Origin of the sequence: Planococcus liqunii, assembly GCF_030413595.1 — a bacterium.
GTDB classification, from domain to species: domain Bacteria; phylum Bacillota; class Bacilli; order Bacillales_A; family Planococcaceae; genus Planococcus; species Planococcus liqunii.
Genome location: NZ_CP129238.1, coordinates 3,057,003 through 3,070,050 on the forward strand (window position 1 = coordinate 3,057,003; position 13,048 = coordinate 3,070,050).

Sequence of the window (13,048 nt, forward strand, 5' to 3'; positions counted from 1 at the left end):
GAATTACCAGATAGTTAGATTTTATCATGTATTTTTCTTATTTCACCCCCTTTTGATAAAAAATTACCATTTTTATTTTATGGAAGGAAACTTTGTTCGAAGTTGATGGAGTGATTACCTGGAAAAGCCCATTTACTTTTTATGTGAATGTGAAGAGAAGCTCTGCTTTTTGCAGAACAAAATTGTTCAAATCCTTATCCGGTTTTTTCGCATTTTAATCGATGTGTTTTCGCTTTCTATAAAAGTTATTTCAATCTCTATTCATGCTTCTCGATTTTCTATCGATGTTTGCTCCCACACTCTGTTTCCATACAAAAAAGCCTGGAGTGCCAGACTCCAGGCTTTTCGGATTTCTTCTTATTTAACGGTTAACTTAATTGTTGTTTCATTGCCGTTATATGTCACGGTAATGACTGTTGTGCCTTTTTTCTTGGCAGTGATTTGGCCATTTTTCACTTCAGCGATGTCACTGTCTGCTACTTTAAATTCCGCTTTTTTCGTGACGTCTTGCTTCACGGGGCGGTTATTGCCTGTCGTTGTAGTTTGCGTTACTTTGATCGCGGCTTTTCTGCCTTGCTTCACCGATAGGTCATCGTTGTTGACAGACAGAGTTGTCACCGTTACCGGTTCTTTTACAGTTACACTGATGACGACTTTATCGTTGCCATATGAAACCGTAATGGTAGTTGTGCCCGCTTTTTTCGCTGTAATTTTCCCTTTGTTCACAGTCAAAATGGCTGGGTCTGCAACTTGGTAAGTGGCTTTTAATGTAACATTTGTAGTTCGCTTGCTACCTCTAGGTGTAGTCTTTTCCTGAGTGACGGAAATTGTTTCGCTGTCTCCCACATATAAATTGAAGCTGTCTTTCTTCACTTTCAGCGTTGTGCCATCATCCGGTTCAGGAGCAGGCGCCGCTTCTTTCGTAATTGTGAATTTCGCTTCTGTGCGGTGTCCAGTCAAATCTTCAACAACCAAGACGTACTCGTTTGCGCCTACTTCAGTTACTGGCACTGTTGTCTTGATATCTTGATTGAAATTTGAGATGCCGTAAGTTGACAGTTCGTGTGCGTAAATCTCACTGTCATACAAGTAAGCACGAATCTGGTCAAAGTTGTCTTTCACATTGTAGGTGATTTCAACTTCTTTTGTATCCAAATCAACAGTTTTCGGTACATTCACTAAGGTGATTTCAGCAGCTTGTGTATCCACCATAATCTGGCGGCGGATTTCCATTTCGTTGCCGAACTCATCTACTGCTTTCACGCTTACGTATTGCGAACCGTCTTCAAACGTTAACGTATGTGTAAAGTTGGTGCCGTCAAATTGGGTTGCTGTTTCGCCGTTAATGGTTAAAGAAGCGATTTTCGAATCGTCTTCCACTCGGCCTTTCACGATTACTTCTTTGCTGTTGTATGCAGACAGAACTTCTGGAGATTCAACAAAGATCACCGGTTCTTTTTCTTCTGCATCCGGAGTCGGCAAGCCCAATTCGACTTGGGTTTTATTGCCCGCGACATCGTAGAATACGGCTGTCAATTGATCGTCTTTGCCCAACTCTTGTGAAACCGTGAAGCTTGTGGTTGCTGGGGCAAGTGACTCGTCTTCTTTCGTCGCTTTGTCTTCCGTAAGTTCCGTGCCGTTTAAGAACACTTCCCAACGGTCTGCAGCTGTGTTATCCGTGAAGCTTGCGACTTCCACGGTTTTCGTTTCTGCATTGAATGTTGCTTGTGCAACAGGCGCTGCTGTATCCACGATAACCGGGAATTCGATTGACTGCCATTCAGCTCCAGGGTAATCGATTACCGCACGCACTTGAATCTGATAGTTGCCATCTTCAACTGCTTTGCCTGCGACTTTTCCATCCCAAGCAAAGTTGCGTGAAAGGATTACGTCTTCAGCGCTGTCGTAGTTTTTGCCCAATTCTTTTTCTGTCCGGATGGTGCGCAATTTCTTACCGGATTCATCCAATACATTTACTTCAAGTTCTTTGGCATTTCGGATCAACGAGAATACTGGCTGAACCGAATCTTGCTTGCCGTCGCCATTTGGTGAAAATGCAAATTTTGTCGGGTCAAATCCTTTAATATGCGTTCCACCGTTCAAGACGAACTCTTCATTATCGATAAGGTACGTTGATCCGTAGAACGTCATTGGATCCCATGCAAAATAATCAAAGATGTTTGCATCGTCCCATTCGCCGTTAAAGCCGAAGTACGGAACGACTAGTTCTGTGTTGCCTGTTACTTGTTCGTTTTCATCGGTCAACGTGATAAACCCGTCAACAAAATAGCCGTTTGTGAAGACCTTGTCCAATTCGGCATCGATTGCAGAAACGTCCACTGTTACCGGAATTTCCACAGTGCCGTTTGCCGGAACCGTTACCGTTTCAGGAGCATTAATGGAGACAGCTTCCGAAACGTTCTGTGAACCGAATAAGTTTGGTGCAGTTACCATTAAACCGCCGCCACCGTCTGCCACTTCATCCACTTGCACGTTCACATCCACTGCAAATTCTGCAGCTTCGTCTGAGTAGTTTTCAGCTGACAAAGTGAATGCGTATTTGTTGCCGGTGATTTCTTTCAATGCGACTTTGCCTTCGCCAGTCGCTTTGTTTGTCACCACTACGTCCGTTGAAAGAGCATCATGCAATTGCATCAATCCTGCACCTTGGCGGCGAGGTGAAACATATTGCCCTTCTCCAAATTCTACTGGGTTTGCTGTGTTCATCATGATGTTTTTCGCAAATTGAACGCGTTCTTTCCCTTCCAATCCAAGCTCTTCAATGCGTTGGAAAACAAGCGCAGTTCCGCCGGATACGTGTGGCGCTGCCATTGACGTACCGCTCATCAAGCCGTATCCATCATTGTTTAATGTAGAGAAAATGTTGCCGCCTGGCGCAGTAATTTCAGGTTTGAAATCCAAGTTTGGTGTTGGTCCCCAAGACGTGAAATCACTCATTTCGCCCGCTGTCGGGTTTTGAGTTTCTACATATTTACCATCGAATGCAATTTTCACTTCTTGGCCGGCATCAAGTGCCGCTTTCATTGCCAAACCGTCTGCTTGAAGCGTAGACATGAATGGAATCGTAATAGCTGGATCGGAAGCCATGCTGATGATGCCGGTCGTGTTGTTGTAAACAATCGCTCCAATGGCACCAGCTGCCTGCGCTGCTTTTCCTTTTTCAACGAAATTAATTTCACCACGGGAAATCAATGCAAATTTTCCAGTGAAATCCTTGCCAGCAAAATCTTCCGGTTTCCCAAAGCCTGCATCGACAACTTCATAGTTCGCTGCCGGAAGATCACGTGGATCTTTGTCATTGGCCAGCATATACAAAGCATGTCCGGCTTCAGTGCCATTAAAGCTGTAACCGAAACTCATAGCTGTAATCATGTCGTTTTCAAATGAAGCCACACCAAACGAATCTTCTGACACACTTGGTGAGCCTGTTAAGCCATAGTCCTGGTTTTCTGCATAAGGGTAGAAGAACCCTGACCCGAACATATCCGAGTTACCTGCAGAAATGGAGACTAAAATTCCGTTATTTGTTGCACGTTCCACTGCCTGTTGTTCCGGATCTGTGGAATCCACGAATCCAGCAGTTGCACCAAGAGACATATTGATAACATCTGCTCCAAGCTTGATGGAATCATCAATTGCCTTAATATAGATATCCCCGTAAGTGGACGGGTAAAGCGGATCGTTTCCGAAAACTTTCAAAGCTAAAAGCTGCGCTTCTGGAGCCACACCTTTGATGCCGCCGTTTTCTTCATTTCCATTGGCGCCGACTGTTCCAGCCACGTGCATTCCGTGCATAGAAGCTTCCGGCCCAAGGTCAAGAATCGTGTTGTTGCCGTCCATGTAATTGTAGCCGAACGGCACTTTTGCTGTGTAGTATTTCCCTGCTTCTAGTGAACCATCACCAAGCAATTCACTTACTTCTGCTTGTGTAATGTCGCCGGATGCATTGTCTGTTAAGATCATGTCTTTATGCGACGGGTCAATTCCGGTATCGATGACGCCGACAACCATGCCTTCGCCTTTATAGCCGTAATCGTTCCAGACTTGTTGCGCCTGAACCAATTCTTTTGAATACTTCATCTCTGGTTTTACTTCAGGACGTTCGTATTCAGTTGCTTCATATACCGCTTTAACGCCAGCTTGTGAAGCAATTTTCTCTGCTTGTCCTGCTTTTACAGTAGCTGAGAAGCCATTAAAGACCGTTGTGAAGTTTTCCAAATATGTAATGCCTGGCGCTACCACGTTCAGTCTTTTCTTAACGTTTTTCTGGTCAGTGGTCACTGCAGATTCCAAGCTGTCTTTCGTGGAATCAGGCAAATTTTTATATATTACCCCTTTGCGGGTCGCACTTTCAATCGCCGGCTCTTTTTGGAGTTCAACGATAATCCGAACTTCCTTGTTTGGATCTTCCGGATTTTCCAGTTGTTTAGGTACTTTCACGACTGGTTTTTTGATTTCCAGTGTCGGAACATTTTTGGCCGATTGGTTTGCTGCCGACACTCCGGCAACGCCAAATGCTGCCGAGCTGAATGTCAACGTAACAACAAGTGCTGACACAACTATAGAACGAATTCTACTCAAAATTTTTCCCCCTCTTGAATTTTTTGCTAAATAAATTTAGCAACATAACAAATTTACCATATTGTATAAATATTCTAACTAGTCTGATGTGATTATTTGTATGCATTTGTTTGTAAAGTTTTGTCAGTCTATAGGAATAATTTGATTTAATATTTAGAAAGTTTGTAAAGGACCGCTTTTTTTAAGGAAACTAAGGTAAACGATAAGCCCGGTTCCATAGAAGTGGTAAAGCACCAAGCTGCTGGATGAAGTGGTTTGAACCACGTATAGCGAAGCTTTGAGAAATTAATGAATGATGCAGGTGGGGAAAAGAAGGATGCATTTGCCCATTTGTAAAACGCAATACCGGGCCGCATATGCCTCAGCTTTCCGCTTTCAGCAATAAGCCATATAAGAGATTGAAGTTTACTCTTAATATCGGGGAACTCAGGGACTGAAATGGGAAATTCACTTCCCCCCCTTTAAGGACCTAGATGCCCAGCTTTTCGCTTTCAGCGAAAAGCGATAAAAGAAATTTAAAGGTGGCTCCGAGTATCGGGAAACTCATGCAGATAATGGAGAAACTCGGAGCGAGTATCGGGAAACTCACACGCCCAATCGTGAAACTCAAGGCCAGAATAGGGAAACTCCCTCCTCCTCTCCATAACCAACAAAAAAAAGCGTTCGATCAGTTTCCTGATCGAACGCCATTCTAATTCTATTAAGGGGCTTGCTTCGTAATCTTGAAGTTGATCGGCGTCCGGTGGCCGGCGAGGTCTTCGGCGACGAGCATGAAGTTATTGGCTCCATTGTTCGGGACTTTGATCGTTTCAGTGATGGTTTCATCGAACGCCACCATATCATTGCGGCTGATCGGATGGTAGTAAATTTCGCTGTCGATCAAGTACACCCGGATCTGGTCGAAATTGTCTTTCACCCGGAACGTAATTTCCGCTTCATCGGTTCCGGCCGGAATGCTTGTCGGCACGTCGATCAGTTCAATAGTGGGTCCGACGGTGTCGACAAAAATTTGCCGGCGGATTTCCAAGTCGTTGCCCGCTGCATCCACGGCTTTCACGGTGATGTAGCGCGAACCATCTTCAAGTGTTACGGTGTGCTTGAACACTGAACCGTTGAATTCTCTCGGCGCTTGTCCGTTAATGGTGAGCGACGCGACTTTGGAGGCATCTTCCACACGTCCCGTCACTTCAACGGTTTTCGTTTTATGGATGGACAAGACGGCTGGTGTGTCGATGAAAATCGCCGGTTCGGTTTCGTCGGCTACCGGCGCCGGTGTTGCGGCAACTGCCAGCGCCACTTCGGTTTTATTGCCCGCAACGTCGTAGAACACGGCGGACAGTTTATCGGTTGCCTTCAGTGCTGGAGTGACGGTGTAGCTGGTGGTGCTTGGCGCAAGCGATTCGTTGGCCGGCGTTGTGGTGTTCTCGGTCAGCTCGGTGCCGTTCAAGAAAACTTCCCAGCGGTCCGCAGCTAGGTTGTCGGTAAAGCTTGCCACTTGGATTGTTTTCGTTTCGGCGTTGAATGTTGCTTTTGCGGCCGGCTTGACGGTATCGACGATAATCGGGAAATCAGTTGTTTGCCATTCTGCTCCCTCGTAATCGATAATGGCGCGCAGCTGAATGCGGTACGGGCCGTCCGCCGCCCGTTTGCCTAAAATATTGCCGTCCCATGCGTATAACGGGTTGAGCACATACGGCATATTCGGTGCGGTCGCCGAGAAGTTTTTCGCCAGTTCCTGGTCGGTCCGGATTGTCCGCAATTTTTCACCGGCTGCACTCAGGATGTTCACTTCCAGCGCTTTGGCGTTCCGCAATAGCGAGAACACCGGAATGACGGCATCCTGGACACCGTCGCCGTTCGGTGAGAAGGCGAAGCGCTCCGGCTGATAACCGGTGGAATGGCTGTTGCCGTTCAGTATGTTGCCGGCCGGGTCAGCGAGCAGCGTAAAGCCGTAAAACGTATTCGGGTCCCAAGCGAAGCGGTCAAAAATCGGTGCATCGTCCCAGCTGCCGTTAAAGCCGAAATAGGGAACGACGAGTTCGGTGTTGCCGGTCACTTCTTCCCCATCATCGGTCAAGGTCACAAAGCCGTCGACGAAAAAGCCGTTCGGGAAATTGCTTTTCAGCGGCCCGGCTGCATCAATCAGATCCACTGTCACCGGAATATCGGCACTGCCGCCTGCCGGTACGGTAATAGAGGCGGGTGCCGTGATGACGGTATCTTTAGTGATGTTGACGGAGCCAATGTTGTTCGGCGCAGTGACGACTTTGCCGTTCGTGGTCGTAACAGCATCTACTTGGACGTTGACGGCGACCTTGAATTCGGCTGGCTGATCCGATAAGTTATCGGCGGTCAAGGTCATCGTAAAGCGATCGCCTTCGATTTCTTTCAACGCGACTTTTCCTTGTCCGGTGATTTTATCGGTCACCATGACGCGCGTCGCCAGTGCATCATGCAGCTGCATGAGCCCAGCGCCTTGGCGCCGCGGCGACACAAATTGACCTTTGGCGAACTCGACCGGATTGGCCGTATTCATCATCAGGTTTTTTGCATAATCGACCCGGTCGCGTCCAGAGAGGTTCAGGTCTTTCAGCCGCTCAAATAACAGTGCAGCTCCACCTGATACGTGCGGGGCGGCCATCGACGTGCCACTCATGAGGCCATATTCATTGTTGTTGAGCGTCGAGAAGATGTTGCCGCCGGGCGCTGTGATTTCGGGTTTGAAATCCAGATTCGGCGTCGGTCCCCAAGATGTGAAATCGCTCATCTTGCCGGCGGTCTCGCTCGGCACATCGAAATACTGGCCGTCGAAGGTCACGGTAACAGGCTGGCCGGCATCAAGCCCCGCTTTCATCGCAAGTCCCACCGATTGCAAAGTCGACATATAGGGAATCGTAATCGCCGGGTCACTTTGCATCGACACGGTGCCGGTCGTGTTGTTGTAGATGATGACTGCTGCCGCTCCCGCTTTTTGTGCGTTCAAACCTTTTTCAGTGAATGGAATCGTACCGCGGGCAACGAGCGCCACTTTGCCTTTAAAGTCCTTGCCGGCAAAGTCAGCCGGAGCCCCGAGCCCGGCATTCATTACGGGGTAGGCATCCTGCGGCAGTTTAGTTGGATCCACATTATTTCCCAGGAAATAGATACCGCGCGCCGCTTCGCCTGTACCAATCCGGTACGCAAAGCTTTTTGCGGTGATGCGGCTGTTTTCAAATGACGCCACACCGAACGAATCGGCCGACACGCTCGGTGAGCCGCTCAAGCCGTAATCGGGATTTGCCGCAAGCGGATTGAAGTGCCCGGAACCGAACAGGTTCGAGTTCCCGGCAGAAATGGAAACGAGTATGCCATTGTTCGTGGCACGTTCCACTGCCTGCTGTTCGGGATCGGTCGAATCGACGAAACCGGCTGTCGCGCCGAGTGACATATTGATGACGTCAGCACCAAGTTTGATGGCATCGTCCATCGCTTTGATGTAGATGTCGCCGTAAGTGGATTCATATGTCGCGTCGTTGCCGAACACTTTCAATGCCAGCAGCTGTGTTTCCGGTGCGACGCCCTGTATGCCGCCCGTGGCTTCATTGCCATTGGCGCCGACGGTTCCGGCGACGTGCATGCCGTGCATCGACGCATTCGGCCGGATGTCCCGGATTTCGTTATTGGCATCTACGTAGTTGTAGCCGAACGGCACTTTTGCGCTGAAGAACTGGCCGCCTTGGAGCGAGCCGTCCGCACGCAATGCCTCCACTTCCGCTTTCGTGATTTCACCGGTGGCGTTGTCGGTCAGCCTCATGTCTTTGTGGGTCGGATCGATGCCGGTGTCGATGACGCCAACGACCATCCCTTCCCCTTTAAAGCCGTAATCATTCCAGACCCTTTGTGCCTGGACAAGTTCTTTTGAATATTTCATTTCCGGCTTCGGTTCGGGGCGCTGGTATTCGGTCGCCTCGTATACCGCTTTGACGCCTTTTTGGCCGGCGATTTTTTCTACCGCGCCTGCCGGGACCACCGCGGAAAAGCCGTTAAAGACGGTGGTGAAACTTTGTTCGTACTGGATGGATGGAGCAGCTTTCGTGACCGCCGCTTTTACCGTCTTTTGGCTGTTGGCGACGGCTGCTTCCAGGTTGTCTTTTGTGGCATTCGGCAATTCATTGTACAGAATGCCTTTTTTCGTGGCGCTTTCAATGGCCGGTGCTTTGTCGAGTTCGACGATGATGCGCACTTCATTCTTTGGCTGCACGGGCTTCAGCAGTTCTTCCGGGACGGTAGCAAGTTTGTCTGAATCCGGGACACTGGCATTCTTGGCAATGGCGGTACGGGATGTGCCGAACGCCAGTGAACTGAACACCAAGATGGCAATCAACAGAAGCATGAATAAGGCCTGCCGGTTTTTCAAGTTTCTTCCTCCTTTAAAATAATAGTAATATTTAAAGAAAATTCATAATTTATTGATAACTTTAATTTACCATAGTTATTCATTTAAGAGGGTAAAATATCTTGCGGATTTGGATTTTATTTTATCTGGACAGTAAAAAACCGCTCGCCTGTTTGGGCGAACGGTTTAAGGGACAATCTGCCTGACCACCGGAATCTTCTGCATCAGCCGGATGATAAGGAACGACAGGAAGAACAGGACGAGCCAGGTCAGTGGCAGGCCAATGAGCACGCTCCCGGTGGTTTCATTGATGTTGAAGAATTTATGCAAATACACTTGAAGCAGCGGATGGATGATGTAAATGCCGAGCGTCGCGTTGCTCATGCGGGTGATCCAGCGGTTGCGCCCGATTTTCCCGGCGAGGTGCCGGAAGCCGACGTAGATGAACAGCGTAATGGCCAGCGTATTCGGCCGGTAATGTTCGTAGTAGAAATCGTCAAATTCGCCATACTGCCGGGTCAGGCTCAAGGTGCCAAACACCGTAACCAAGTAGCCGGCGAGCGCCAGCAGGGCTAAATGCGGCAGCCGTTTTTTCGGAATCGGGTAATAGAACAGATACGCTCCCAGCATGAAATAGCCGATATACGGCTCGAATAGGCCGGCGGTGATTGCCGGTTCAAAATCGAAGTATTTCGGGGCGAATGGCAAGAGGCCGGAAAAGATGAACCAGAACACCAGGAAATACAGGAAAGTTTTCTGCGTCATGTGGTGCACAAGGATGCGCAGAAACGGCGCCATCAAATACAAGCCGATGATGACGTACATAAACCATAGGTGGTAATAGACGTCGTCGCTAAGAAACAGCTTAATCATTTCCTGCCACGTATAAGACTCTCCGAGTTCGTAGACATTGTAAGCCGTGTAGACCGCACTCCAAAAAACGAGCGGAATGAGGGCTTTCGCCAGCCGCCGTTTCAAGAAATCCCCTACCGGTTCATCGGGGTGCCGGGTCAAGAGAAGCGCGCCGCTCAACATGAAAAAGACCGGAACGCACCAGCGTAGAGCCGAATCGATGGCATTGGCAAACTGCCATTCCCAGTCCGCCGGCGAGCCGGTATTGATAACTTTTGAGCAGACGTGGATGCCGACTACGACGAAAATCGAAATCACGCGCAGCCAGTCCATGTAATCGTATCGCTTCGCCATCCCTGAATTCCCCTTTCCCTGTGTTCAATTGCGTTAATGATAGCATTCCCGAAGAAGAATGGAATTGAAACTTCCAAAGGGTTTGGGTTTGTCGCTTTTCGCCGGGGCGAAAAGCATGTAATTGGGTTGTGGGCAGATTACTTTCGTTAGGGAGTGGGTTATAACCTTTGGTATGTGAGTTACAACCTCTCCCTCTCGAGTTACAACCCTAAGCCCTGTAAAACCCCACAAAAAAGGCATTCGCCCATTCCCCGCGGATGCCTTTCTTCTATATATATTATCTCAGCAATTGCTCACATAGTTGACCCAGCTTGGCTTGATTGGTTTTGTCGCGGATGATGCCGATGCCGAGCGCTTCGAGTTTCTCCATATTAAAGGTGTCGGAGTTGTCGATGTGTTCGGTATCCCGACCAAGTTCCGCCTGGAAGCGGTAATAGCGCGCTTCGCCATTTCTTGGCGTGACGATTTGCCGCAGCTGGTAGTCGACCGAATCGGAGTTGCCGTCCATCATGATGTTCAGCATGCGCCGCGACCAGCCGATATGTCCCCAGTTGACCGCTTCCTCGTAAGGAATCGGCGCGTTCGCTTCCCCGGTGCCGAGCGATACGACGAGAAAATCGGTTTCCTCCTGGAAAATCGCCCGTGCTTCGGCATAGGCGCACATCGCCGGGTTGTTGGCATAGACGCCGCCATCGATAAACGCCATTTCCGGCAGATTTTCAATTTTTTCCGGTGTGAAGTATGTTGGGGCCGCAGAAGTTGCCCGAGCCACGTCTTTCATCAGCACATCCGTCTGCGTTGGGTGCTCGGATGTCACTTTCGCGCTTTTGAAAAATTCCGGATTGCGTTTTTCGATTTCATAAGCCGGAATCAGAACATCCGTCAGCGCGTCAGAAATCATGGCATTCTGGAAGTATTTCTCCAGCACAAATTCGATGCCGTCATCCGGATACCTTCTATATACATAACGCCCACCGGGAATCCGGTACAAAATCGATTTATCGAAAATGACATGGGCATCTTTTTTGATCAGCTCCGCCAGTCGCTTGGCGGTATACCTCGGCATCCGGTTGTCCGACTTTTGCTGTTCCGGCACCACCAGCCCAAGCGCCAAGATGCCGCCTGCCGACGTTCCGGAAATCAAATCGAACAGTTCACAGATTGGCTTGCCCGTGCGTTTTTCGATTTCTGTCAGGACAATAGCCGGTATAATGCCGCGCACGCCGCCTCCGTCGATTGCCAGAATTTTAATCATGGCACTCTCCCTCTCCAATCTATTTTAAATGGAATATTCTGAATAATTAAAGGGTAGTTTATCCAAACTGTTTTGTCAAAGAGATGCAGCACCGCTCACTATACGCGTGCTGTAGCAATAAAAAGCCTTCGTTATATCAATGTAGAATTTTCAGATTAAAGATATCTTTTTGTTTTATTTATTAATTATTTTAGAAAACATAAAATTCTTGTTAATTACTTTTTTTGGAAATAAAATATTCTTAATACTTAATTAATCGTATAACTTTTTTGCCGTTTTTATCACTTTCCTGTCTTTCCTTTTGAATAAATCTTAAACTTATAGTAAAAATTTTAGGGCCGTTTTCTTACATAAAGTGTCATTTTTCGACTAAAAAATGCAATAAAACGAAAAACAAAACCTGTTTTTCATGTTTTTAAACCTTTTCTTGTTTTTTATGAAGAAGCGAAAACCCTTGCAGTTACTGGGTTTATTCTCCAGAAATATTTTTGTTATACATTTGTAATATAACTGCAATCGAATTGACGTTGTTATTAATATGCTCTCCCTTTATAGTAAATAACAGATTGCAAAACAAACTTTAATCCTATTCGGGGATAACAAAAAATGTTAGGAGAAAAACAATGAAAAAATTAGTCTTCACTCTTTTCGCAGCTAGTTCATTGATATTTACTAACTCAGCTGTTGGTGCACAGGCAGCGTTTAACTCAAATACAACTACTACATCGGTGATCGAGTCTACTCATACAGAACAAACAGCTTCTTTGGAAGTTGAGCAAGTTGCAGCAGCAAAAGCGACTGCTAAATCCGGCACATTCAAAACAAAATACAATTCCAACATCCGCGTGGATGCTGGCACTAAATACAAAGTTGTAACACTTGCTAAAAAAGGCACAAAAGTTACTGCTACTCACCAGAAAAAAGTTGGATCTCAAACTTGGTACAAAGTTAAAGTCGGCAAAAAAGCCGGTTGGATTCTTAGCTCGCTCTTGACTTCAACGTCTGCCAAAGTCGTAAAAGCATCGAACACAGCTTCTTCTTCAAGTGTTGTTTCTGCTGGATTGTCTCTTAAAGGCATTCCTTACCGATTCGGCGGTACAACAACTAGCGGCTTTGACTGCAGCGGATTCACTCAATACGCATTTAAAAAAGCTGGCAAATCGATTTCACGCACAACTGGCTCTCAGTTTGCTGAATCAACTACAGTAAGTTCACCGCAACCTGGAGACTTGATCTTCTTCGCAAACACGTACAAAGCTGGAATCTCACACGTCGGAATCTACATTGGCAACGGCCAATTCGTCCATGCTGGTGGATCTAAAGCTGAAGTGAAAAGCGTAAATGACCCTTACTGGGGCAAGAAATTCCACAGCTACAAACGCATCTAATTGATAAAACAAATCCCTTTAGCCTGTTGGCTGAAGGGATTTTTCTTGTTGTGCCGATCTTTTGATAAAGTTAACTTCGTTCAACTTGCACAAACTTCTTTAATTCATCAAAATAATAGCCAAAAGTGGAATGCCCAAAACTCCCATTCCAACTTTCTTCTATATTAATAGAACATCTAAAAAGCCATCTTCGCAGAAGACGAAGATGGCTTTTCGAATACA

General features: G+C 47.2%; 5 protein-coding genes. 1 reads left to right on the top strand and 4 read right to left on the bottom strand.

Annotated elements, in window-relative coordinates; translation table 11 throughout:
• Positions 1–357: 357 nt before the first annotated feature.
• The 4 genes from QWY22_RS15215 to QWY22_RS15230 form a co-directional block, all read right to left on the bottom strand.
• Entirely contained in the window at positions 358–4,602 is a 4,245-nt protein-coding gene (locus QWY22_RS15215) for a S8 family serine peptidase (RefSeq protein ID WP_300981679.1), read from the bottom strand.
• A 700-nt stretch (positions 4,603–5,302) separates the two neighbouring features.
• On the bottom strand, positions 5,303–8,998 hold the full coding sequence (locus QWY22_RS15220; RefSeq protein WP_300981680.1) for a S8 family serine peptidase: 3,696 nt from the start codon (positions 8,996–8,998) through the stop codon (positions 5,303–5,305).
• Between the two features lie 165 nt (positions 8,999–9,163).
• On the bottom strand, positions 9,164–10,183 hold the full coding sequence (locus QWY22_RS15225) for an acyltransferase (RefSeq protein ID WP_300981681.1): 1,020 nt from the start codon (positions 10,181–10,183) through the stop codon (positions 9,164–9,166).
• A 277-nt stretch (positions 10,184–10,460) separates the two neighbouring features.
• Entirely contained in the window at positions 10,461–11,438 is a 978-nt protein-coding gene (locus QWY22_RS15230; protein WP_300981682.1) for a CBASS cGAMP-activated phospholipase, read from the bottom strand.
• Positions 11,439–12,061: 623 nt separating this feature from the next.
• Here QWY22_RS15230 and QWY22_RS15235 point away from each other — a divergent pair.
• Complete coding sequence (locus QWY22_RS15235; RefSeq protein ID WP_300981684.1) at positions 12,062–12,826, top strand: C40 family peptidase; 765 nt, start codon at positions 12,062–12,064, stop codon at positions 12,824–12,826.
• The last annotated feature ends 222 nt before the right edge of the window (positions 12,827–13,048 follow it).

Bases quoted from the DNA above. Each gene is read 5' to 3' on its own strand.
- QWY22_RS15235 (WP_300981684.1), top strand. From the start codon at position 12,062: ATGAAAAAATTAGTCTTCACTCTTTTCGCAGCTAGTTCATTGATATTT.
- QWY22_RS15230 (WP_300981682.1), bottom strand. From the start codon at position 11,438: ATGATTAAAATTCTGGCAATCGACGGAGGCGGCGTGCGCGGCATTATA.
- QWY22_RS15225 (WP_300981681.1), bottom strand. From the start codon at position 10,183: ATGGCGAAGCGATACGATTACATGGACTGGCTGCGCGTGATTTCGATT.